Below are 23296 nucleotides of genomic sequence, written 5' to 3'. Positions count from 1 at the left end.
TGCCCTTTACACTCACTAAATCCATTAGAAAACAGCATTTAAAAAAGGGTTCTTAAGAACGCCCCAAAAGCTTTCATAAGTCTAAAGGAATTTCCTGAAAACATTAGCTTTCTCACAAGGACAGAAGGATGATCCATATCGCCGTATTCAGTAATGGTGTTGAGTATAGAAGGGGTATTTAGCGAACCTATAAGGTCGTTTAACTGTCTGTCTTCCAGCTTTCCCATGTAGTCATGGATTTTCATGCCTATCTCAAGCTCTCTTCCAAGAGCCTTTCGCCAGAGCTCATCATATTCCGAGAGCCGCCCTGCCGATGTATCCCCCTCAAGCGCAGCCTTAGCTGCAACCTTTCCAGCGATTTTTGCTGCATAAGCTCCGGTATAAACTCCACCTCCTGAAGTCGGTTTAGTCTGTCCTGCCGCATCACCTGCAAGCAGAATCCCGTCCGTAACTGTTCTTTCTGGGGGACCTATAGGGATTCCTCCGACTACAAAATCAAGCATGCCCCCTGAGTATCTTGATTTTACGTGAGGATTGGAGCTGAGGAATTTCTCAAGGTAAACGAGGGGAGAATTTTCTTCCTGACCGTTTTTCCAGGCAAGTCCGGGTTCAAGGGCAAGCCCGATTCTTGAGATTTTTTCGTTAACAGGTACGGTCCAGGCAAAAAAACCGGGAGCAGAAGAGCCAGGGAAAAGTTCCACAAAATCGATGTCGTCAGAAACATATGAAGCTTCAATCTGGATTCCCGGAAGCACACGGGCAGGTTTTTTAAGCCCTACATAGCTGGCTATCTGGCTTTTTACGCCGTCAGCCCCTATGACGACAGATGTGCATATAGTCTCTGGCTTTCCGTTCCTGATTACTCTTAGTTTTACCTGAGAGCCTTCATTTCCTCCCTTACCGGTCTCTGGACTGGTTTTCTCAAGTCCCACTGCCCTTGTCCTGAGTGAAAGTTCTACGCCTTCTTCCACAGCCATCACTGCAAGGGCGCGGTCAAAGTTTTTCCGCGACACCACATATGCCTTTGTTTGCTTTCCATCGATCGGCAGGCACTGCCCGTCAGGAGCGTACACCATCGCCCCGCGTACGGAATTGAGCACAAACTCGTCAGAAGGCTTGAGTTCGCATTCTGCAACCGCTCTGGTGCTCAAAAGCCCGGTACAGCTAACGGGCGACCCTATGGAAGCATGTTCTTCGAGCAGCAGAACCTTTGCCCCGTTCAGGGCTGCATAGCGAGCTGCAGTGGATCCCACAGGCCCGGCTCCGACCACAATAACATCATAATTCATAACACATTACCTTTGAGAGTAAGCCTTGCCATAACAGGAAGCTTAATATATCCATAATTCATAAGTATAATTAAAATCAATAGTTTAATATATAGATAAAGTTATATTTGTACTGAAGAAGTAAATTTTACTGATCAGGATTTTAATTATCGGCATAACCCTTTATCGTTTAGATAACGATTTTCGATGAGATTCTCATTATTAATCAGGTGATTCTTTATTGAGTTTTTAAGTTCGCCTGTCTTTGTCCCTTTATACCGCAACATGTTCCAGGCGAAATTTTAGATAGAGTTTTTCAACTTCACAATTTTAATATATTGATAAACGCATTCCTTGTGAAACTGAACTATAAACTAAAATCAAATACTTAACGATTTCCTCGAACTAATAATCAGGGTTTCTATGCAGCAGAAAAAAGAAAAATTCCAGGCTTCGGGTTCGCTGGAACCAGAGAGAAATAATCAGGATAGAAAAGGTTTTCAGATTTCAGATAATAAAATATCTCGAAATTCAGGTAATAAGGTTTCTCGATATCCGGACAAAAAAGCCTCTCGAAGTCCTGATAAAAAGAGTTCTCAAACCCCGAAGGGCAAATCAGAAAACAAGTCAACAGGTTTTAAAAGAGGAGCTTCGGAGAGGAAGCAAGCTTTCAGCAAGAGCCGTGGCTCTGAGAAAAGTCCGGATATAGCTAACCAGAAAAAGAGCTCCCATCGTTTCGAGTATGAAGACGATCAGATTTTCTGGTGTAAAAAATGCAACCTGCCCCTGATAGGTGAGGAATGTGGAAGATGTGGAGGTAGGGGGAAAAGCCTTCAGCTCTCACAGCCTGCAGATGTCCGTTTTTGTTCTCCTTATGAGAGGGAAGTCCTGGATAGGGAGCTTTATTTAGCCTTTGGCTGCAATCCCCTGGGAAAGAGGCTAATTCTCCTTAACAAGATCCCTGGTGAGGATAAAACCGATGAAGTGATCGTAGATGGCTTTGTGTTTGGAATTCTCAGGTTTGACCTCTCGAAAATGGATTACAGCTTTGAACCTACCCTGCAGGGAACAAAAATTCTCCTGAAACACGCTGAAGGCAGGAAAGTAGAACTTAAGAAAACAAACAGGCATCTTAGTGGAAAAAGCGTATCCTCGGAATCTATTGAAGCCTTTGACAGCAATATAAAAGCAGGGGATTTCGTCCTTATTACCGCAGGTAGCCTGACAGGATACGGGGTTTCTTTAATCGATGGAAATGACTTTTCGGATTACACAACCCTGCCTGAAACCAAGAACAGGAATAAACTGGAATCTTCAACCGGAGCCGGGACAAAAATTCTCAGGATAAAGAAGATTGACGGCAGCGAGATCACGCTTCATCCTGAAACCCCGGATCTAGATGCATGCATAGAAGCCAATAAAAAGCACCTCCAGGTGCTTGGAAAAAATGCGATCAACACTATCCGCGGGATTATCTCCAGGAAAGAATACCGAAACCTGCCTGTCTATGTATCTTTCAGCGGCGGAAAAGACAGCCTTGTAGCACTTGATCTAGCTCGTGCATCTCTCAAGCAGAGAGAACTTAAAGCTTTCTTCCTGAACACAGGTATTGAATTTCCGGAAACAGTCGAATTTGTACGAAGTTTTTGCCGGGAAAAAGGAATTCTTCTAAATGAAGCTAACGCGGGTTCCGCTTTCTGGGATCAGGTAGGAAAATTCGGACCACCTGCAAAAGACTTCCGCTGGTGCTGCAAGGTCTGCAAACTGGCATCAGCAGGCGACATTATTGATGCAGGGAAAGAGAATTTCTCTCTAAAAAGCTCCGGTGATGTGACTTATCTGACAATTGACGGTAAGCGAAAACACGAATCATTCTCAAGGGCAAGGATTGCAGCAAGCGAGACCAATCCCTTTGTCCCTGCCCAGCTCAATATTTTCCCTATCAGGGACTGGAAGGCAATTGAGGTTTGGCTCTATATCCACTGGAGAGGGCTTTCCTACAATCCTCTCTATGACCTCGGCTTCGAAAGAGTAGGCTGCTGGCTCTGTCCATCTGCCCTTGCTGCGGAATATGCCATGGTAAAAGAACTGCACCCTGAAATGTACGCAAAGTGGAACGCTTTCCTGTTGAAATGGGCTAAAGAACGGGGACTTTCCGAAAAGTTCGTAGAACATGGATTCTGGCGCTGGAAAGAACTACCGCCTAAAATGCTCAGGCTGGCTGAAGAGCTCGGAATCTCAGTCCTGCCCGGAGAAAACACTGAAAACTTTGAAATTGAAGTCGTGGGAGGAATTTCTCCCTGTCGTGCAGGCGGTTATTCCATAGAAGCAGGAGTAAAAGGCATAAGGGAAAAAGAAGCCGCAGGTTTCGTCAACGTGCTTGGGAACACGGTTTATGCCGAAGACCTGGGGATGCTGCTTATTAAAACCAGAACCGGAACTGTAAAATTTTTTTCGAACGGAAACCTGCTTGCAAGTTCGGAAACAAAGGAAAAGGCGGTTTCGCTTTTTAAGGAAACTGCAAGACAGTTTGTAAGGCTTTCCCGCTGTACCGGCTGCGGAATCTGTGTAAAAGCCTGTCCAGTTGGAGCAGTGTCTCTCGAAGGAAAAATCCCACACGTAAGCGAAGCCTGTATCAGGTGCGGAAAATGTACGGAATCCTGTGTGGTTACCCGATACTTTGATAAACTCGTACCTGACCTGGATCAAAGGTTAAAGATATGAAAAATTAAAAGTTCGGATTTTCCATCGCTATGATATTTTTAAATAGTTTCTAATTATATTTAGATATTACATTCTCGAATTAGCTTAAGTATTTATATTTTTATTACTTGCGATATATATTTGACTTGATTCTACCAGTTAAATTTAAATTTGCTAAACTGTTATTATTTATCTATATAAGGAATTGAAGAATGAGATTCAATCAAACCCCGGATGGAGTAAGCCAGTTAATCGCCAGTAAATGGAAAATTGGAGCAGCCCTGGCAGTAGCCCTGCTTCTATACTTTGCTATTCTAATCTTGCTGCCCCTCGCAGATGGAATCGTATTGGGCATAGTCTTTGCTTACATTGCCAGACCTATCCAGATAAAATTCAGAAAGCATAGAAAAGTCGGGGCTCTCATAGCCAGCCTGTGCATATTCATTCCTATAGTATTCATTATTGGGGCAGGCATTGTTGAGATTCTTAACCAGATCTCCTGGGTTATTGAGCATCAGACAGCGGTTGCGGCAGCAATCCTAAATTTTGTAAATTCCCTGAATATTCCGAGAGAGATATTGATAAGAATTAATACTACTATCTGGGATCTCTTTACCTCACTGCTCCCTACGGTGGGCAGCATAGGGCTTCTTTCATATGCACAGAGCATCGGACTTTTTGTCATCAATTTTATAATTTCGATCATTTTCTGCTATTTTATACTTGCAGATGGAGATCGGCTTTACTGCGCTTTTCTTGGCGTGGTACCGAAAGAATACAAGGAAATAGTAAACCGTTACGCAAGTCATCTTGATATGATCCTTAAGGGAATTTTCGTTGGCAATGCTTACTCTGCCCTGATAGTAAGTGTGACCTCGGTTTTTGTTTTCTACGCATTTGGGTTTTCCCATGTACTTGCCCTTGCAACCCTGGTCTTCATAGCTTCGATAGTTCCTCTTTTTGCCGGATATATGATACTTATACCTCTTGCTTTAATGAGGTACCTTGAGCTCGGATTTGAGAGTGCAGCGACTTTCTTTTTGGTCTCCACCATCATAATCTACGGTCCTCCGGAACTCATCCTAAGGCCTTACCTGACCAGCCTGAAATCGCGGATTCATCCTATGCTGCTCATGCTTGCTTTCCTTGGCGGAGCTTTTGTCGGAGGAATTGCTGGTTTTTTTGCAGCTCCTATTCTTCTGGGAGCTCTGGTTGCAGCTTACAGGGTTTATCAGGAACAGAACCATCCCGAACTTGTAGAGGCTAACCTCGAAGTTAAAAACATTGGACACCATTGCAGTGCTGGCTCAGAGAAGTAATTTCCAGAAAATCAGACTATGTAAGTAATTCGAAGAAGGTCTGAGACATAAGAGTCTATACGATATGAAAATATCGATCGAAAGGGATTGCTTTATATTGTTGAAGGATATTAGGGCTGTCATATATTCTTCTTTACTCCATTGTATCGAGCTCTACTGACGGGTACATCCTGCAAACCGTCTTGAATAAATTAATTGTCTGATTCAGAGCCGAAGCAGTTCGGTACAAAATTCCAGACCGAAGTTAATTCGGGATAAAATCTCATTGTGAAAACAGGTGGTAGAATGCAGTTATTGCTCATTCACTCTGATTATATTGAATACGAAACCAAAAAACAAACCCCAGTTGCTGAAAAAATTGAAGAATCCTTAAAGTCCGGCAGGCTTGAGGAAGCGCTTACCGCTTTTATGGCTGTGGAAAGTGTAGATGAGGCAAATCCTGAAGAGACCATAGAAAAGACAGTTTCTGAAATCGAGAAGGTAGCAGCCCAGGTCAAAACTAACCGTATAATGCTTTATCCTTATGCTCACTTAAGCTCGGATCTTTCCTCTCCAAAGACTGCAGTACAGGTTCTTAAAGGAGTCGAGGCTGCGCTCTCAGGTAAGTATGAGGTTAAACGTGCTCCCTTCGGCTGGTATAAGGCTTTCAGTATAAGCTGTAAAGGGCATCCGCTCTCCGAGCTTTCCAGAAGTATCCGCCCTGAGGCGGCTGCAAAACCGGCAGGCAAGGTAGAAGCAACTGGAGAAAAGGAAGAGGTTGTTTCCGAAGCTCTCAAAGCCGAAAGTACGGCAAAATCCTACTGGCGTATCCTCACTCCTGATGGAGAACTTCATGAAGTTGAGAACTTTGACCTTACGCCTTACCCCAAACTTCAGCAATTCGTAAACTACGAAATTTCCAAGAGCAGGGCTGTTGAGCGTACTCCTCCCCATGTGGAGCTTATGCGGAGACTTGAGCTTGCAGATTACGAGCCTGGGTCTGACTCCGGAAATATGCGCTACTATCCCAAAGGCAGGCTTGTAAAATCCCTCCTTGAGAACTATGTGCTTGATGTCTCAACCTGTTTCGGGGCAATGGAAGTCGAAACACCTATCATGTACGACATGAACCATCCGACCCTGAAAAAATATCTTGACAGGTTCCCCGCAAGACAGTATTCCATCGAGTCCGACAAACGGCAAATGTTTCTGCGTTTTGCAGCCTGTTTCGGGCAGTTTCTTATGAGTCACGACATGACAATTTCCTACAGGAACCTGCCTCTTCGGATGATTGAAATGACCCGCTACAGTTTCAGGAAGGAACAGCGGGGAGAACTTGTGGGCTTGAGAAGGCTTCGAGCTTTCACCATGCCTGATATGCATACTCTCTGCGCAGATATGGACCAGGCTGTGGACCAGTTTAAGCAGCAGTATGACCTCTGTATCGATGTGCTTGAAAACATTGGAATCCATATTAATGATTACGAGGTTGCTATCCGATTTACCAGAGACTTTTATGAGTCGAATAAAGAGCTTGTAGTCAATATGGCAAAGACAGTCAATAAACCCGTGCTTGTTGAGATGTGGGATACCCGCTTCTTCTACTTCGTGCTCAAGTTCGAATTTAACTTCGTAGATGCCCTTGCAAAGGCAAGTGCACTTTCCACGGTTCAGATTGATGTTGAAAACGCAGAGAGGTACGATATTTCCTATGTAAATCCGGATGGCAAGCTGGAACGACCCATCGTGCTTCACTGCTCCCCCAGCGGAGCAATCGAGCGCTGCATTTACGCCCTTCTTGAAAAGGCTGCAATGGAAACTGAAGAAGGAAAGGTTCCCATGTTGCCTGTCTGGCTTTCTCCTACCCAGGTAAGAATTTTGCCAATTTCAGAAAAACACATTGCCTTTGCTGAAGAGGTTTCACAAAAACTGGACTGCAGGGTTGATATTGACGACCGCGACTTGTCAGTAGGCAAGAAAATCAGGGATGCAGGCAGGGAATGGATTCCTTACGTGGTGGTAATTGGAGATAAAGAAGTCGAGGAAGGCAGCATTAATGTAACCATCCGGGCTGAGTCTGAACAGAATAAGCCGAAAAAAGTGCAGATTACTCCGGAAGAACTCAACATGAGGGTCAGAGGCGAGATTGCAGGAAAACCGTACCGGAAACTGCCGCTTGCAAAGTATCTCTCTTTAAGACCGAAGTTCTTCTAAATGCTTTAAAACTCCATAAATTATCTAAAAAGAGTTATCTGGAGACCATTGAGGAAGCAAAATTCCTTATTTGCTTCTTCTTTCCGGCTTCTTCGGCATAACATATATATTTGCGTAATTCTTATTAGTGAACAGGTATTCCTTTTGAATAAAAACAGTTCCAGGGTTATTCTTCTTCGCTTCTGGACAAAATGATTCTGACTCAAGTTTTCTGGACTGAAATTTTTACCAAATATTTGTAAGTTACGGGGAGTTACTTCTTATTTATACATGCAGCATTTCCTGTTGCATGGCTATACCAGTTTCCCAGAAACCTTTAGTAAGGCACTTTCTGGTTTTGAATAAGCATTAAAAAGTTTCTACATTGAAAAGTATAAGGACAGCGTACTGATGACAAGTTTAAATGAAATTCCAGCACGTACGGAAAGCGTCGAGCTTGAACCCCTGAGGGAAGATAAAAAGAAAATCTTCGAGGATATTCTGAGATATTTTGAAACCAATCAGAGAGGCTATATCAAAGTCCCTACAGGCTGGGGTAAGACCTTTCTTTCGAAGCATATAATGAAAAAGTACTATGATGAGGGTAAACTTATGCTTTTCCTTGTCTCGAAAAATAACCCTCTTCTTAGCCAGGCTTATTACAATAGAAAGAAAAATCAGCCTCTTTTTCCTAACAGCGCCCTTCTTTACTCCGAACGCAGGGTGGACAGAAAAGAGCTTGCTGCTACTTTGAGAGCCCTTGGTCAGAAAAAGGGCGAAGGTTTCGTACTTTTTGCCTCTCTGCAAACTATACTCGGGAAGCAGAGTGCTGAGATCAAAGACCTGATTCTTAAATTTACTGATCTTGCTATTGTAGATGAGATCCATAATTTCATAAATAACCGGGGAAATGATTTTCTCAATGAGTTTGGGGAAAGGACAAAAATTCTGGGAATGACTGCAACCCCGTTCCAGGGTGTTGTCGGGAATGTCAAATTCGTAGATGAGATTGCAGGGGACATGAGGGAAATATACACAAAAACCCTTCCTGAGTGCATCCTAGACAATGAACTTGCACCCCTTAAATATACGATTGCCGAGAGCTCGGAAGATATATTTGAGATATTTGACTTTGAAAAAGGACTTGGCGAGCTTGATAGACAGGATCTGTTCCTAGATTGCAGCACTCCCGACCGATTGAAAAAGGTAATCCGAAGAACCCAGCTTGCAAAAGATGTGTATGATTCCATGGTAAAACAAAGGCATGCAAAAACGCTTGTCTTTTGCGCCCCTGTCAGGAAACGCGTCTATGGCGTAGGGGGAGGCGATAAAGAAATTAACGCTTTCCATGCAAAGCTTACCTCCTCCATTTTCAATGGGGATATTTCAGCCAAGAAACTCGAGAAAGATATAGAACCTGTTCTACCTGTAGATTTTAAGAACTATACTCCTGAAGGGAAGTTCCGGGACGCCGTTTTTATAAGTTCCGAGCTGCCCAAGGATGAACAGAATGCTATTCTTGCAGCTTTCAGGGAGATGGGAAAGCCTCCTTATGTACTGTGTACAGTCGGCATGCTGATTGAAGGTTTTGATTTCCCGGGACTGGAAACTCTTATTTTGCTGCGCCCCACCCTGAGCATGCGTCTCTTTGAACAGCAGGTAGGAAGGGTGACAAGGCTTTCCCCCATATCAGGAAAGCAGCAGGGCAGCATCTTTGAGATTTCGGACAGTATTGATTCTCTCTACCAGCGTTTTGGGGAAGGTGTTTTCTCCGGGGAAAAGGTCGACCAGGTTCAGATGCTCCAGCCTGAAATCCGCCTTGAAGAACTTTTCTCCGAAGGGGATGCAGCCAGGGCGATCGAGGAAGGGAAGATAGAGATTAAGAAGGTGGAACTCGGGCTCCGTGGAAAGGGAAAAGGTGTTAAGATTAAAGAAGTCCCTGTAAAGCTTCCTCCAACTTCCATTCGGGCAAAATATTTCTCACGCTTGCTTGCACTAACAGAGGAGAAGGATGTCGGGGCTTTTGAACGAGAAAAAAGAGAACTCATGCGGGCTGCTCTGAAATTCCGGGTCAGAGAACTCAGGGATGCAGAAGAATTAGCAAAGCTTGCTGCCAATGTTAATAAGCTCAAGCGGGAAGCCTATGAAGACCGCAGGCTTGGAGACGTTTCAAGGCAGCACAAACCCAAGGTTTTTGGTGAAGTCGAATGGCTGCTTAAACTCCAGGCTCTGAACTCCCTTAAGTATGAAGGAGAACACCTCTCATTGCAAGAGAAGAACCGGATCTTAAAAACTTTGGGCTTTGAGCCCGACTTCCGGAAGATAGACAGCCACAGGCTCAAATGCCTGAAACTCGGTTCGGCTCACAAAACCATCCCTGAGCTTGTAAAAGTGCTAGGTTTTGTAAGCCGCCTCTCATCTTCGGAAACTTACCAGTTCCTTGACAAGAAGAAAAAAGAACAGTGGAAACGGGAGCTTCTGCCTGCGGTTTACTGGGGTTTCTGCTTTATCGAAGATTCTCCAGAACTGAAGGATCTTTTCGAATCTACGGAATGGGACAGACGGGTCAAGAATATCATAAGGCAAAAATGATCGGACGGTTTAGAAAATAATAAGTCCTGGCTGTCTAAATAGTCGTTCTTAAAGGTTTTGATATCTATGGCTCAAATTATCGTAGATGAGAATAGTTGCACACGATGCGGTGTTTGTGTAAAGATTTGCCCATCAGGTATTATCGATCCGGTTGATGAGGAACATCTTCCAGAGGTGCGGGAGACAGACGCTTCCCACTGTATGTACTGCGGGCATTGTGAAGCTTTTTGCCCATCCCAGGCTCTCACTTTGAATCTCCGTCCTGAGGAGAAGGTTTCCCTGCCAGTCGATGCCGGTATAATTTCCGCGGAAGACATAGGATTTTATCTTAAAAAACGCAGGTCTGTGCGGCATTATACTACAGAGCCCGTGCCAAAGGAAAAAATCCTCGAGGTGCTCGATATTGCCCGCTACGCCGCATCAGGAACCAACAGTCAGCCTGTTGAATGGCTGGTTATCCATGATCCGGAAAAGGTCAGGAAGGTCGCCGAACTAACCATTGAATGGATGAAGAGCCTGGAAAATACCCCGAATCCCATGAGTAGCTACGTGCCAGTACTTATTTCGGCATGGGAGCAGGGGCATGATGTAATCTGCCGGGGTGCCCCACACCTGCTTTTTGCCCATATCCCAGAGGAAAGCCCGATTGCACCTGTCGATGCCATTATCGCCCTTACCCATTTTGATATAGCTGCGCCAGCTTTCGGAATTGGAACGTGCTGGGCTGGCTTTGTCGCAGCGGCAGCCACCTTTTATGAGCCTCTCCAGAAAGAACTCGGCTTGCCCGCTGGAAGAAAATTTGCCTATGCAATGATGTTCGGCTACCCAAAGTACAAAACACATGGAATCCCACGCAGGAAACCTCTTAAGGTTACATGGCAGTAAGATTCTTAGATTTGAGAGGAATTAACCAGTTTTAAAAATTTATAAAAGCTTTTCAAAAGTTTTTAAGAGCTTTTAAGGGTTTTTAAACGTTTTAGGAACTATTTAGTCTTTCTTATTATCTTTCTTATTATTTATCTTTCTTATTATTATCTTCCTTATTATTATCTTTCTTATTATTATCTTTCTTATGTTTTAGGGAATGAGTTAATTAACATGAAATAATATTATAAAGAAATAAAAGAGGTTCATATAATGGACATATTGAAAAAGATCTTTGGTAAAAAAGAAGCCGAAACCAGAATGGAATCTAAAAAAGCTAGAGATGATGCAAGAAGAGAAAGAATAAAAACACCTTCACCGTCAAAAACCTCAATCATTGACAAAGTTAAATCACAAAAAGAACAGAATGCAAAGAAGGCACCAAAAGGCAAAGCCGAACGTGCAGCACAGAAAGCCGCTCAGAAATCAGCACAAAAAACGGCACGGAAAGCAGTAAAGCGTAGATAAACTGTTCTTATTCTCTTCAATCTATATTTTAATTCACAACCGACAGTCCATTTTAATTTACATGCGGCAAACTAACATTAGATTTTGAAGCTATCATGAAGTTGAAACTATTATGAAGTTGAAACTATTATGAAACTGAAACTAGTAGGAAACTGAAACTAGTAGGAAACTGAAACTAGTAGGAAACTGAAACTAGTAGGAAACTGAAACTAGTAGGAAACATTACTGATGGCGTTTCATTCGCTCAATATTTAAAATAATGTAGTTTGCCTGTATCTCTTTTTCCTGTCCGGGTGGTCTTCCTTCGGAGAGTAATCTATAGCATTCATAAGTCTGTCAATAAAACCTATCTGTCCTTTTCGGATTTTTTTCCTGGCCAGCTCGATATCAAACCAGCCTGCTTTATCGACTTCAGGAAACTCCTGTATTTTCCCGGAATTCTTTGGCCATTCAAGCTTAAATGTATTACTTACAACACTTTTTACATCCAGATCTTTTTCAAGAGCCCATACATGCACTATCTTCTTGCTGGGCTGTTTTAACTCTCCCAGATCAATGAACTCGCCGTCAACCTCAAAACCTGTTTCTTCTTTAAACTCTCTCTTTGCTGTGTCAAGGGGGGTCTCATGCTCCTCAGGCAGCCCTTTAGGTATTGACCACGCTCCTTCGTCCTTTTTTGCCCAGAATGGTCCACCCGGATGAACCAGCATTACTTCGAGTCTCTCATTCCTGAACCTGAACAAAAGAATGCCATAACTATAAACACTCAATTTTCTACTTCCTCTTCAGACTGCTTTGGTCTTCAGTTTTATAATAAGTCTAGATGGTGTGTTTTAAATGAAGCAGAACAGCCAGTAACCATATAAAACCACTATAAATAGCTTATAAATAGCTTATCTGTATCTTACAATTAGTCCAGAACCAATATCCTATATAACCGGGTCAGTATCCTCACTCAGAAAAAGCAAAACCTTCTTACCGTTTTGAATTCCTATTCAGCGTCTGACGTCATGATAAAGTTTCCAGCTCTCCCACCAGTTGACCTAGCAATAATTTCTCTGGACGAGAATGGATTTTTGAGGTACTTACCCACACCTATTAAGATGACCGTGTATTAACCGGACGAGATCAGTTAGAACATTTTAATATATTCTCCTAAATTTTTATATAATCAGGGAACAAGTAATATACGTAACTAAAATTCTCGAAAAAGAACTGCATACCTGAGTCTCATTACAATCTAAAATTTCCTACAATTCAATACAGGCGACAATTCCAAATTATCTATAACTTTATACCCCGTATAAACTGCTTTATTATACATTTCCCTGTGATCCAATGAAAGATAAAAATAACCGCTATATCCCTAAGCCCTGGGAGTTTGCCAGCGAGATAACAGAAGAAACCAGGCAGCTCCGCCAGGAAATTCTTGAGGGGATCACGCGTATATATTATCCTCTGGACTTGAGGAGAAATGATTCTCTTAAAAGCCTGAGCCGCAACCTACTTGATTTACTTGAAAAGAGACTCTGGCTGAAAATCCTGATAGGCATGGGACTTGGGGTGCTTTTCGGACTTTTTTTGGGACCCTTTGGAGGATATATCGATCCTGTGTCTGCGGAAATTATAGGAGAATGGATTGCTCTTCCCGGCTATATCTTTCTCGGGCTTCTGAAGATGATTGTTGTTCCTCTTGTTTTTGCATCGATTATCCTCGGGGTAGCCTCAAGCCAGAGCCTCAGCGAGTTAAAAAAAACAGGACTCTTTACAGCCGTTTACTTTGCAGTGACCACAGCAATTGCAACGGCAATAGGACTTGGAGTGGCGCTTTACATCCAGCCCGGAAAATACATAAGCGGAGATCTTATTGAAAGTGCGCTTGGAGGAAAGACTCAGGCGATATATACCAATATGGCTTTTGACGCTTCTATTCTTACTCTCCCTTCTTCGCTTGTTGGAGGGCTCCTTCCTGCAAACCCTCTCGGAGCCATGGTTAATGGAGAGATGCTTCAGGTTGTCATTATTGCAACCATTATAGGTATAGCCCTTGTTTCTCTGGAGAAAAGCCAGTCCACCCCTATGGTCAGCTTTCTGAATTCGGTGCAGGCTATTTGCATGACTGTGGTCAAATGGAGTATGTCGCTTGCTCCTATTGCCGTTTTCGGGCTCCTTACCAAGTTCACAATCAAGCTCGGAATAGACGCCCTTATGGGGATGGCTATATACATCGGTACAGTGCTTGCAAGCCTGCTGCTCCTTATGTGCCTTAATCTGCTAGTCATCACTCTTGTTGCCAGGTACAATCCTCTCAAATTTCTCAAGGCTATCCGTGATGTCCTGCTTCTTGCCTTTTCGACTTCAAGTTCTGCAGCAGTTATGCCCGTCACTCTAAAAACCGCAGAGGAAAAGCTGGGAGTAAGACCTTCAGTTTCCCAGTTCGTAATCCCTCTTGGTGCAACCGTGAATATGAACGGGACTGCGCTTTATCAGGGCGTAGCAACGGTTTTTCTGGCTGATGTCTTCGGCATAGACCTGAGACCTTTCCAGCTCCTTATCGTGCTTATTATGGCTGTTGCGGCTTCCATAGGGACTCCTTCTATCCCTGGCGTAGGAATTGTCGTCCTTGCTATGATCCTTGAGAGTGTAGGAATCCCTGCAAGCGGGATAGCGCTCATAATTGGAGTGGACAGAATTCTTGACATGAGCAGGACTGCAGTAAATGTAGCTGGAGACCTTGTAGCCTGTAAGGTTATGGACCGGCTGCTCGGAGGAAAAACGGAAAAATCACAAGAAGAAGCATCTGCTATGGTACAAAAGGCTTCAGAAGGCAAAAAAGAAGAAAAGGCTTCAGTAAGCAGTGAGCATGCAGCATCCGAAGGTTCTAACGTTTGAATTCAGTTCATGTGCTCACTCTCCATTCACAATAAATTGTGTTTTCTTTACCGAAGGCATCCTAATAAATGGTTAAATAAAGTCATTTTATAAGATTTCTTAACTCACACCCCTCTCTTTTCCCTGTACATCTTTAATGCCTGCCTGATCCTTTCTTCCTCAATTATCCCTGTAGTCGAGGGTGTTTCAAAAAACCTTTTCGGGAGGGTAAGATTTTCGAATTTGAAACCGAATTTCTTCTTGAGTTCATATTTTTTCCTGAAAATGTCCTTGCTCAGAGCTTTCAATTCTTCTTCGGTTCGATCTATTCCTATAGACTTAAGAGCCAGGATCACGTTTTCGTATGTGTAAACATTTCTCGCAAAAAGGCAGGGAATAAGACAGTTAAGGATACTTCTGCGGTCTTCTTCTTCAATTATGGCATCTACAATTTCCTCATCCGACATTGGATGGTTAAAGGCTTTCTGATCTGCACTGTATCCCGCATTGTCAAGATGGGAATGCCGGAAGCCTACAGCAAGCCCCAATACATTTCCAAGCCCTGTATGGTAGCCGGGAATTTCCAGACCACCGAGCTGGACTGCAAAATCCTCTCCCCCATACTTTTTTGAAGCATAGACTACTCCCTTCCCGAGAGCTCTGTAAAAGTCATTCGGAGCCTTGACTAAAAGGTCTATTGCCCTGAGATATGCCCCTTTATTCCCCCAGGAGAGTTCAAGCCCCATAGTCTCATCGGTTGAAATTTTCCCACGCTGCTGCATCTCCGTAGCCCAGGCGAGTACGACTCCCATGCTAATAATATCAACACCTGCCTTCTCACAGGCTTCAATAAGCTCAAGCACGGCTTCAGGATCGGCTATTCCTAGATTTGAGCCCAGAGCATAAATTAATTCGAAATCATAGGAAATGTTTAAAGCTTCATACTCATGAGCTTTTGAGAAAGCCCGTTTTAGCATGGCTATATGGATGCAGCCGATTGGGCAGCCTGCGCAGGAAACCCGTCTCAAAAGATACTTTTCGGCAAAAAGCTCTCCTGATATAGTTTCAGCTCCTTCGAAGAAAGCTGCCTGCAGGTTTCGTGTAGGCAGGCCTTTAAGCTCGTTCAGTACCAGGATGTTCTCGCTTGTGCCCAGATTGTGGTACTTCTCAGTAAGTTCGGTTTTCACAATTAAGTCATAGAGCAGGCTGAAAGTCTTCCGGTAGGCTTTGTGATTAGGGCTTTTCAGTTCCCTGTTTCCTGAGATGAGCAAAGCCTTAAGTTTTTTTGCCCCAAAGACTGCCCCAAGCCCGAGGCGCCCGAAGTGGCGGTAAGTATCGACATTAACATCAGCATATGTAACCCCTATTTCTCCTGCAGGTCCTATCCGGATAATGCTGCGCCTGCCTGCGCCGGGTTCTACCTCGCGCAAGATTTTCCCCACATCAATTGCTGAGGAAAGGTGCCATATGGAAGATGCATCCCTGAAGGAAACTTTGTCGTCGTGGACTGCCACATAGACAGGATATTTTGAAGCTCCCTTGATAACAATTGTTTCGTACCCTGAATAGCGCATGGACATGGCAAGATGACCGCCTGCATAGGATTCTCCCAGTTCTCCATTATGAGGGGAGCGGAACAGTGCAACTGCTTTAGTACAGGTAGGGTATACGCCCGAGAGCGGCCCTGTACTGAGGATAATCGGCATTTCCGGGTCAAGCGGCTCCGTACCATCTTTATACTCTTCAAGCATGAGGTTTGTGGCAACTCCTATGCCTCCCAGATATTTCTCATAAAGGTCCGGCCTTTCCTCAACGTGATAGCTCTGATTGCTCAGGTCAATGTAGAGTATATTCCTAAGCCCCTCGATAGCGTACTTTTCAGTTGTCATTTTTCCTCCCCAAGCTCTTTTCCCCCGTAAAGGTCTTTATGGGATGCAGTTGGGCTGACCGGGCTTGTATCCGGAGCCGGGCCTGTATCAGTAATTATTATTTCCCCGCTGTCATCAACCTCAATCATCTCCAGCACATCATGGGGACAGAATTTCGGGCAGACCCCGCAGTGTTTGCAGATTACGGCTTTTTTCTCCGCATCTAGATGTATGGCTCCCATTAGGCAGGCTTCTATACAGTTTCCGCAGCCATCGCAAATATCTTTGTTGAGGTTTACCCCGCCCCCTTTCCGTTTGGACAGTGCACCAATTGGGCAAGCCCTCATGCACGGAGGGTCTATACAGGCATGACAGACGATTTGAACATAAGGGGTTTCGATACCACCGCGCGTCTGTATATCAATCCGGCTGTTTTTCAAAGATATGGTGTCATACCAGGTTCTTGCGCAAGCCATCATACAGGAGTAGCAGCCTATGCAGCGGGCAGGATTTGCGACCTTTAATCTTTTTGGCATAATTCCCCCCAGATTCTTCCTTTAGAAAGTATGCGTCTCCGATTTATATAATCTGGTATTGAAATTCCACAGCGAGTCGAGTCCCAGGCTTACGGAATACTTTTCCTAAAAGCAGCAAGGCTTTCCTATATGATATCCAGGGTTACATTTAAGGAAAGCTTTACTTTAATGTAAATCGAAATGTTTTTATTCTCAACTCGCGTAATAGGAAAGTGGATTCCGGTCAGTAAGACAACTAAATAAAAGCTATCTAAGACACTCTCGCCTGGAAGGTCAGTATGCAACAGATCGAAACTATACAACAAAACAAGATGATGCAGCAAAACAAAGTGATAATTGGTGCTTTCAGCTTACTGTTTACTTTGTTGACGCTTATAAGCCTGTTCTGGATCTGATCCGGCTTCATTGCGGTTCTTCGGGAAGCGGCAATTTGACTTTCCGAATAATGGAAAGTTTCCTCCAGAATATACCGGGCTTCTTGTGAAGCACAGATGCAAAGAAAGTTGTGTCAACCGGAACCGAGGTTTTCTTTGCGGTTCCTTCAATTATTTTAAAATCCTCCTTAATTTAAAAAACTCAGATTTTCCCTGGCTTACAGCTAATTTTTGCCTCAGAGTGCAGGTTTAACCAGAGTGCAGGTTTAACTATTCTTGCTAATAGTTTGTTTCTGGGTTGTTATCTTTCACCGGCAATTTATGTTTTCCTGCGAGCTTTCTGCGGAATGTTACTTTTATTATTTCTTCCAGCGGCAAAAATTATTTTTTATCAGAATTAAGTTATACCTTTAAAAACATCTATTTGTGTGAATTTATATTGCTACTTGAGGTTAGATACATGGGAAAGTGTGAAAGCTGCAGAAAAGAAGTTGATAATTTATTAATAGTCAAAGGGCAAAAACTCTGCACCGAATGTGCCGTTAAAGCCCAAAAGGATCTTGATCCCGACAGCCTGAATTTCAGCGCATGCATTTGACTATTTGATTGGAAGGAGCTTTTCAGGCTTATTTTTCTTTTTTAAATCAGAATGTTTTCTTCTTTAATTTTCCATTATAACACAATCGCGTATAATATCTAAAATAAACACTAAAGAGTGCTTTTATGAAATTTTCGCCTTCAATCTTTTGATAATTAAATATTTAAATGATATATGAGTATATTCAAATATACTCATATATGACGTGGTATTAGTGGATATCGTTCATATACTTAAGGCACTTGCTGATGAAAATAGAATAAGAATGATAAATCTCCTTAGAAACGGGGAATTATGCGTCTGTGAAATTGAAGCAGTTTTAGGTACTAAGCAATCTAACGTATCCAGGCATTTAAATAAACTGAAAGTTGCAGGACTCATTACTTCTGAGAAAAAGTCTCAGTGGGTTTATTATCGGCTTAACGAACCTACTTTCCAAAAATTTCCCTTTCTTTTAAACATTATCAATGAAGAGTTAGAAAAAATCGACATCTGTAAAGAAGATTTAAAGTTATTAGAAAAGTTCAGGGAAAGTTGTAGATGCTGTGATTGAATAAAAAAGACCGGTTTGTTAAAAAATAACAGGAGTAATCGTTTTGGAAAACACAGTTTCATCGAGATTATCATTCTTAAATCGCTATTTGACTTTATGGATTTTTCTTGCAATGTTTGCTGGTGTAGGACTTGGTTTTGTCTATCCTGATTTTGCAGTTTTCTTGAAGAGTTTATCCATAGGAGCAACTTCGATTCCCATAGCTATTGGTTTAATAGTAATGATGTATCCTCCTTTAGCACGGGTAAAATATGAAGAATTAGGTAAGGTATTCAGGAATCACAAAGTATTAGGTCTGTCCTTATTGCAAAATTGGATTATTGGTCCTATTTTAATGTTTATACTTGCAATTGTATTTTTGAGAGATTATCCTGAATACATGGTAGGTGTTATTCTAATTGGTCTTGCCAGATGCATAGCTATGGTAATTGTTTGGAATACTCTGGCAGATGGGGACAACGAATACGCTGCTGCTCTTGTTGCTTTCAATTCAATCTTTCAGTTAGTCTTTTTCTCAATTTACGCTTACTTTTTTATAACTGTACTCCCTGAATGGATAGGATTAAGTGGAATGGAAATAGATGTATCAATAGTAGAGGTTGCTCAGAGTGTTGCTATCTATCTTGGAATTCCTTTTGCAGCTGGCTTTTTAACTCGTTATTTCTTACGCCCCTCAAAAGGAGCTGAATGGTACGACAAAAAATTCATTCCAAGAATAGGTCCCATTTCCCTTTACGCTCTTTTATTTACAATTGTTGTTATGTTCTCGTTAAAAGGAGAATATATTGTTACCCTGCCTTTAGACGTAGTAAGAATTGCTATTCCCCTCTTAATGTATTTCATAATTATGTTCACTGTCTCCTTCTTTATCGCTATGAGAATAGGGGTAAATTATGGACAGACAACATCTCTTTCTTTTAGTGCAGCCAGCAATAATTTCGAACTGGCAATTGCAGTAGCAATAGCAGTTTTCGGCATCGATTCCGGACAGGCGTTTGCAGCAGTAGTAGGTCCTTTAATTGAAGTGCCGGTTATGATAGGGCTTGTTAATGTTGCACTTTACTGGAAAAAGAAATATTGTGTTTCCTTCAAAATGTGTGGAGAATAACCTTACCTCATCCACCTGTGGAAACAAATCTCCTGATTATGGGAGTGAGATGAGAGTGATTTTCTGAATAAACAATCTAAAAAGAACTGCAAATCTAATCAATAGGTGCATATTCAATTCTCAGGCGTTGACAAATTATGGATGCAAATGAAAAAAAGCAGGTAATTAAAGAAAAATATGGGAAAATTGCAATGGTAGGCGGATCCTGCTGTTCTAGCAGATGCTGCGAGGATTCAGATGTTATAGATCTCTCAAAATCTATTGGTTATTCTGAAGATGATCTTAAAGCTGTCCCGGACGCTAATCTTGGTCTTGGTTGTGGTAACCCCGTAGCTTTTTCAGAACTTAAAGCAGGAGATATTGTTCTTGACCTTGGCTCAGGTGCAGGATTTGATTGCTTCCTTGCTGCACAAAAAATAGGAAGCTCAGGAAAAGTAATCGGAGTTGATATGACTCAGGCCATGATTGAAAAGGCGCAGGCAAATGCCCTGAAATATGGTTATTCAAATGTCGAGTTTCGGCTTGGAGATATTGAAGACCTGCCTGTTGAGAGTGAGTCAGTAGATGTTATTATTAGCAATTGTGTAATTAACCTGGCTCCAGACAAAGAAAAAGTTTTTAGGGAAGCCTTCAGGGTTTTGAAGCCAGGAGGTGCAATGTATATTTCGGACACGGTTCTGCTGGCTGAGCTTCCAGAGGATTTGAGAAACAATAAAGACTTACTTGCAGGCTGTGTCGCAGGTGCTTTGCTTAAAGAAGAGTATCTAGCCCTTTTGAAAAAAGTTGGATTTTCCGTTGAAATCCTGAATGAAGATCTGGATATAAGTAAAAGAAAATATAATGGGCTACCTGTAGAAAGCTTACAATTTAAAGCCTGTAAATAAGGTTAAACTTTGTTTTGCTTCAATACTCTTTACTAAATATAATTAAAATTTTCCTGTTTAACTGTACCTTCCGATAAGGGCGCTTATGCTTTCACTTGTAACCATGCCTATGACCCGGTTTTCTGAATCAATTACCGGAAGCGCGGAAATCGAGTAATCTTCCATTATTGAGGAGGCGACCTCGATTTTTTCGCCTGCGTACACATATTTTACATCGCGAGTGATTATCTCATCCAGTTCCGTGATCTTGCAGGCAACGGCTTTTGTGATATCCCAGGAGGTTACTATGCCTTCAAGCTTTCCGTCTTCGGATACGACAGGCAGATGGTTTACTTTCTTTTTTACCATGAGCATTGAGGCATTCTCCAGAGTCTCATCTCTGGAAATGGAATAGAAATTCGGGCTCATAATGTCACTTACAAGAACCTGTGAGAGAAAGCTCCTTATAAGGTAGTTGAGCTGCCCCTCCTCAAGCAGAAAAGCATCATGCCCGTACTGGGACCTGATCTCCTCGTATCTGGCATCAACCCCGTTTGCAGTAAGAGCAGAAACAATTTCCTGAGACTGGTAAGGGGGATAAAGCCAGTCTGAGGTTATGGCGATTACGAGATATTTCGCTTTGACCCCGGAAAGACCCTCTATAAGGGATCCGTTCTTTGAGAGGTCAAAGAAATCCACGGCTTTTGTAATATAAAGATAAGAATTGGCATCAAAACGCTTAGTAAAAGTATCACCCTGATGATTCAGGTAGCTCTCGACTTGGAAATTCGAGAAGCTATCAGAGAAAGTTTCAGAAGAAGTTTCGGAAGAAATTTTTGATAGATCCTGACCTGTTTCAGCCAATTGAGCCCTCCCGAACTTCTTTTGCATTGAAGCATCGCTTAAGTATGTGATGTGGCCTATCATACGGGCAAGTGCAAGACCCTGTGCAGGAATTTCCTTTCCGTAATAATCCCCCCCATTCCATTTTGGGTCGTCAGTTATGGCTTTCCTACCTATTGCCCCAAACGCAATCTGCTGCGGAGTCGTGGACGCGGTTGTTGCGATTGCTATTGCCTTCTTTACCATTTCAGGGTAGCTGACAGTCCATTGAAGCACCTGCATGCCGCCCATTGAGCCGCCTGCAACTGCATAAAGCTGTTTTACTCCAAGATGCTCGATAAGTTTCTTCTGGGCGTTTACCATGTCTGCTATGGTGATTATGGGAAAAGAGATGCCGTAGGGTTTCCCAGTCTCAGGGTTAATGGAAGAAGGACCTGTAGAGCCTTTGCATCCCCCGATTACATTTGAACAGATAATACAATATTTTTCAGTATCAAAAGCTTTATTCGGACCGATTACGATATCCCACCAGCCAGGCTTTTTGTCGCCTTCATGAAATCCGGCAGCATGGGCGTCCCCGGTAAGGGCATGACATATCAGGATGACATTGCTCTTATCCTCGTTCATCTTCCCGTACATCTCGTACTCAATCCTGACATGGGTCAGGGTTTTTCCACTCTCAAGCCTGAAAATCCCTGGAATTTCATAGTTCATTGAACGGACTATTCCCAGGCTCTGGCCTTTTTTTCCAGAAAAATAGTTATTATAAGAAGAATTCTGAGCTGAGAACTCCATGATCAAACCTCGGAGAGTGCCTGCTCGATATCAAAAATCAAGTCCTTTTCATCCTCAATTCCTATGGAAAGCCTGATAAAGTCCTCAGTTACGCCGCAGGCAAGCTGTTCTTCCTTTGACAGCTGTTCATGGGTGGTTGAAGCAGGATGGATTACAAGGCTCTTTGCATCCCCGATATTTGCAAGGTGGGAGAAGATCTCAAGCCTTTCAATAAACTTTTTGCATGCACTAATCCCGCCTTTAACCCCAAACCCTATCAGTGCCCCATAGCCTGATTTAAAGTATTTCTTTGCAAGCTCATGGCTGCTGTGGGATTCTAGCCCGGGGTATGAAACCCAGGAAACCTTAGGGTGATTTTCCAGGTATTTTGCAACCTCAAGGGCGTTGTCACAGTGTTTTTTCATCCTGAGAGGTAGAGTCTCAAGCCCCAGGCTTAGCAGGAATGAGTTAAAAGGAGAAATGCATGCCCCGGTATCTCTCATTAACTGCACCCTGGCTTTTGCAATAAAGGCTGCCTTTCCAAAGGCTTCCTTATATCTCAAGCCGTGATATCCGGGATCGGGCTCGCAGATTTCAGGGAACTTTTCAGGGCTCCAGTCAAAATTTCCTGAATCAACAATTACTCCTCCTATAGATGTCCCATGACCGCCTACGAATTTTGTAGCCGAAAGTACTACTATATCGGCTCCGTGCTCAATTGGTCTCAAAATCAGGGGAGAAACCGTATTGTCCACAACAAATGGAATTCCTGCGGCATGAGCGATCTCTGCGAGTTTTTCAAAATCAGGAATATCGAGCCCCGGGTTTCCTATTGATTCCACATAGAGAGCTTTTGTCTTTTCGGAGATTGCGGCTTTGAAGTCTTCTGGCTTATTTGCGTCTACGAATTTCACGGTTCTGCCAAGCTTTGGGAAAGTATAGTTGAAAAGCTCGTAAGTGCCCCCGTAAAGCTTATCTCCTGATACAATCTCGTCTCCGGGTTTTGTAAAAGTGAGAAGTGCTGTTGTAATTGCAGCCATCCCTGAAGAGGTCGCAAGTGCCCCTATGCCTCCTTCAAGGGCAGCGATTCTTTTCTCAAAAACATCGGTTGTAGGATTCATAATGCGGGTATAAATATTTCCTTCTTCCCTGAGCCCGAAAAGGTCGGCTGCATGCTCGGTGTCTTTAAATACGTATGCTACAGTCTGGTAAATCGGAACCGCTCTTGCTCCTGTAACAGGGTCAGGTTTTGCACCTGCATGCACAGCAAGGGTAGAAATTCCCAGACTTTCTGATCTGGCTTTTGTCCAATTTTCCTTATTTCCCCTGCTCTCTTTTTCAATCCGGTCTATGCTCTCATCCTTCATCTCATTTTACCTCAAAATATTTCTTTATCCCGCCAGACTATTCTCAGAGTCTCTGGATTTGATTCTATTTCAGCCTTTTGAGAAGTCAGGAGTGA

The 23296-nt window shown here is 42.9% G+C and carries 17 protein-coding genes; 11 read left to right on the top strand and 6 right to left on the bottom strand.

Annotated elements, in window-relative coordinates; translation table 11 throughout:
- Positions 1 to 38: 38 nt before the first annotated feature.
- Positions 39 to 1289 carry a geranylgeranyl reductase family protein gene (locus tag MSTHT_RS01945; RefSeq protein ID WP_048166338.1) on the bottom strand — a complete coding sequence of 417 codons (1251 nt, stop codon included), beginning with the start codon at positions 1287 to 1289 and terminating at the stop codon, positions 39 to 41.
- 402 nt (positions 1290 to 1691) lie between these two features.
- Between MSTHT_RS01945 and MSTHT_RS01940 the strand changes: the two genes are divergently transcribed.
- The 6 genes from MSTHT_RS01940 (at position 1692) to MSTHT_RS01915 (ending at position 11446) form a co-directional block, all read left to right on the top strand.
- Positions 1692 to 3992: a phosphoadenosine phosphosulfate reductase domain-containing protein gene (locus MSTHT_RS01940; protein WP_048166337.1), complete on the top strand. Its 2301-nt coding sequence runs from the start codon at positions 1692 to 1694 to the stop codon at positions 3990 to 3992.
- Positions 3993 to 4183: 191 nt separating this feature from the next.
- Positions 4184 to 5290 carry an AI-2E family transporter gene (locus MSTHT_RS01935; RefSeq protein ID WP_048166336.1) on the top strand — a complete coding sequence of 369 codons (1107 nt, stop codon included), beginning with the start codon at positions 4184 to 4186 and terminating at the stop codon, positions 5288 to 5290.
- A 285-nt stretch (positions 5291 to 5575) separates the two neighbouring features.
- The gene (locus tag MSTHT_RS01930) at positions 5576 to 7483 is read left to right on the top strand and encodes a threonine--tRNA ligase (RefSeq protein WP_048166335.1); all 1908 of its coding nucleotides are present in this window, start codon (positions 5576 to 5578) and stop codon (positions 7481 to 7483) included.
- Positions 7484 to 7873: 390 nt separating this feature from the next.
- A complete protein-coding gene (locus MSTHT_RS01925) occupies positions 7874 to 10054 on the top strand; it encodes a DEAD/DEAH box helicase (protein ID WP_048166334.1) in 2181 nt (726 codons plus the stop codon).
- Between the two features lie 66 nt (positions 10055 to 10120).
- Positions 10121 to 10939 (top strand): nitroreductase family protein, encoded by an 819-nt coding sequence (locus tag MSTHT_RS01920; RefSeq protein WP_048166333.1) that lies wholly within the window; start codon positions 10121 to 10123, stop codon positions 10937 to 10939.
- A 252-nt stretch (positions 10940 to 11191) separates the two neighbouring features.
- Positions 11192 to 11446 carry a hypothetical protein gene (locus tag MSTHT_RS01915; protein ID WP_048166332.1) on the top strand — a complete coding sequence of 85 codons (255 nt, stop codon included), beginning with the start codon at positions 11192 to 11194 and terminating at the stop codon, positions 11444 to 11446.
- A gap of 251 nt (positions 11447 to 11697) precedes the next feature.
- Here MSTHT_RS01915 and MSTHT_RS01910 read toward each other — a convergent pair whose 3' ends face one another.
- Positions 11698 to 12216, bottom strand: a complete 519-nt coding sequence (locus MSTHT_RS01910; protein WP_048166331.1) for an NUDIX domain-containing protein — start codon at positions 12214 to 12216, stop codon at positions 11698 to 11700.
- 568 nt (positions 12217 to 12784) lie between these two features.
- Here MSTHT_RS01910 and MSTHT_RS01905 point away from each other — a divergent pair.
- Positions 12785 to 14338 (top strand): dicarboxylate/amino acid:cation symporter, encoded by a 1554-nt coding sequence (locus MSTHT_RS01905; protein ID WP_082086722.1) that lies wholly within the window; start codon positions 12785 to 12787, stop codon positions 14336 to 14338.
- Between the two features lie 104 nt (positions 14339 to 14442).
- On the opposite strand, the gene MSTHT_RS01900 is transcribed toward MSTHT_RS01905, so the two are convergent.
- Positions 14443 to 16206, bottom strand: a complete 1764-nt coding sequence (locus MSTHT_RS01900) for an aldehyde ferredoxin oxidoreductase family protein (protein ID WP_048166330.1) — start codon at positions 16204 to 16206, stop codon at positions 14443 to 14445.
- Positions 16203 to 16721, bottom strand: coding sequence for a 4Fe-4S dicluster domain-containing protein (locus MSTHT_RS01895; RefSeq protein WP_048166329.1), 519 nt, complete (start codon positions 16719 to 16721; stop codon positions 16203 to 16205). Before MSTHT_RS01895 ends, MSTHT_RS01900 begins: the two co-directional genes overlap by 4 nt.
- Before the next feature lie 834 nt (positions 16722 to 17555).
- On the opposite strand from MSTHT_RS01895, the gene MSTHT_RS14255 reads away from it, so the two are divergent.
- The 4 genes from MSTHT_RS14255 to MSTHT_RS01880 all read left to right on the top strand — a co-directional run bounded on the left by MSTHT_RS14255 (position 17556) and on the right by MSTHT_RS01880 (position 20238).
- Positions 17556 to 17693, top strand: coding sequence for a hypothetical protein (locus tag MSTHT_RS14255; protein ID WP_156149691.1), 138 nt, complete (start codon positions 17556 to 17558; stop codon positions 17691 to 17693).
- A 214-nt stretch (positions 17694 to 17907) separates the two neighbouring features.
- On the top strand, positions 17908 to 18246 hold the full coding sequence (locus tag MSTHT_RS01890) for an ArsR/SmtB family transcription factor (RefSeq protein WP_048166328.1): 339 nt from the start codon (positions 17908 to 17910) through the stop codon (positions 18244 to 18246).
- 43 nt (positions 18247 to 18289) lie between these two features.
- Positions 18290 to 19354, top strand: coding sequence for an ACR3 family arsenite efflux transporter (gene arsB / locus MSTHT_RS01885; protein ID WP_148704315.1), 1065 nt, complete (start codon positions 18290 to 18292; stop codon positions 19352 to 19354).
- 137 nt (positions 19355 to 19491) lie between these two features.
- Positions 19492 to 20238, top strand: coding sequence for an arsenite methyltransferase (locus tag MSTHT_RS01880; RefSeq protein WP_048166326.1), 747 nt, complete (start codon positions 19492 to 19494; stop codon positions 20236 to 20238).
- 57 nt (positions 20239 to 20295) lie between these two features.
- Here MSTHT_RS01880 and metX read toward each other — a convergent pair whose 3' ends face one another.
- Both metX and MSTHT_RS01870 read right to left on the bottom strand, forming a co-directional pair.
- On the bottom strand, positions 20296 to 21855 hold the full coding sequence (metX, locus tag MSTHT_RS01875) for a homoserine O-acetyltransferase MetX (RefSeq protein ID WP_048166325.1): 1560 nt from the start codon (positions 21853 to 21855) through the stop codon (positions 20296 to 20298).
- A 2-nt stretch (positions 21856 to 21857) separates the two neighbouring features.
- Entirely contained in the window at positions 21858 to 23201 is a 1344-nt protein-coding gene (locus MSTHT_RS01870; RefSeq protein ID WP_082086719.1) for an O-acetylhomoserine aminocarboxypropyltransferase/cysteine synthase family protein, read from the bottom strand.
- Positions 23202 to 23296 lie beyond the last annotated feature (95 nt).

Origin of the sequence: Methanosarcina thermophila TM-1 (assembly GCF_000969885.1) — an archaeon.
GTDB lineage: Archaea > Halobacteriota > Methanosarcinia > Methanosarcinales > Methanosarcinaceae > Methanosarcina > Methanosarcina thermophila.
This window is presented reverse-complemented; position numbering and strand designations above follow the sequence as displayed.

What these genes read in the sequence shown, in the direction of transcription:
- MSTHT_RS01920 (WP_048166333.1), top strand. Translation starts at nt 10,121, where the DNA reads ATGGCTCAAATTATCGTAGATGAGAATAGTTGCACACGATGCGGTGTT.
- MSTHT_RS01895 (WP_048166329.1), bottom strand. Translation starts at nt 16,721, where the DNA reads ATGCCAAAAAGATTAAAGGTCGCAAATCCTGCCCGCTGCATAGGCTGC.
- metX (WP_048166325.1), bottom strand. Translation starts at nt 21,855, where the DNA reads ATGGAGTTCTCAGCTCAGAATTCTTCTTATAATAACTATTTTTCTGGA.
- MSTHT_RS14255 (WP_156149691.1), top strand. Translation starts at nt 17,556, where the DNA reads ATGGGAAAGTGTGAAAGCTGCAGAAAAGAAGTTGATAATTTATTAATA.
- MSTHT_RS01945 (WP_048166338.1), bottom strand. Translation starts at nt 1,289, where the DNA reads ATGAATTATGATGTTATTGTGGTCGGAGCCGGGCCTGTGGGATCCACT.
- MSTHT_RS01905 (WP_082086722.1), top strand. Translation starts at nt 12,785, where the DNA reads ATGAAAGATAAAAATAACCGCTATATCCCTAAGCCCTGGGAGTTTGCC.
- MSTHT_RS01925 (WP_048166334.1), top strand. Translation starts at nt 7,874, where the DNA reads ATGACAAGTTTAAATGAAATTCCAGCACGTACGGAAAGCGTCGAGCTT.
- MSTHT_RS01870 (WP_082086719.1), bottom strand. Translation starts at nt 23,201, where the DNA reads ATGAAGGATGAGAGCATAGACCGGATTGAAAAAGAGAGCAGGGGAAAT.
- MSTHT_RS01915 (WP_048166332.1), top strand. Translation starts at nt 11,192, where the DNA reads ATGGACATATTGAAAAAGATCTTTGGTAAAAAAGAAGCCGAAACCAGA.
- MSTHT_RS01930 (WP_048166335.1), top strand. Translation starts at nt 5,576, where the DNA reads ATGCAGTTATTGCTCATTCACTCTGATTATATTGAATACGAAACCAAA.
- MSTHT_RS01880 (WP_048166326.1), top strand. Translation starts at nt 19,492, where the DNA reads ATGGATGCAAATGAAAAAAAGCAGGTAATTAAAGAAAAATATGGGAAA.
- MSTHT_RS01900 (WP_048166330.1), bottom strand. Translation starts at nt 16,206, where the DNA reads ATGACAACTGAAAAGTACGCTATCGAGGGGCTTAGGAATATACTCTAC.
- MSTHT_RS01935 (WP_048166336.1), top strand. Translation starts at nt 4,184, where the DNA reads ATGAGATTCAATCAAACCCCGGATGGAGTAAGCCAGTTAATCGCCAGT.
- MSTHT_RS01940 (WP_048166337.1), top strand. Translation starts at nt 1,692, where the DNA reads ATGCAGCAGAAAAAAGAAAAATTCCAGGCTTCGGGTTCGCTGGAACCA.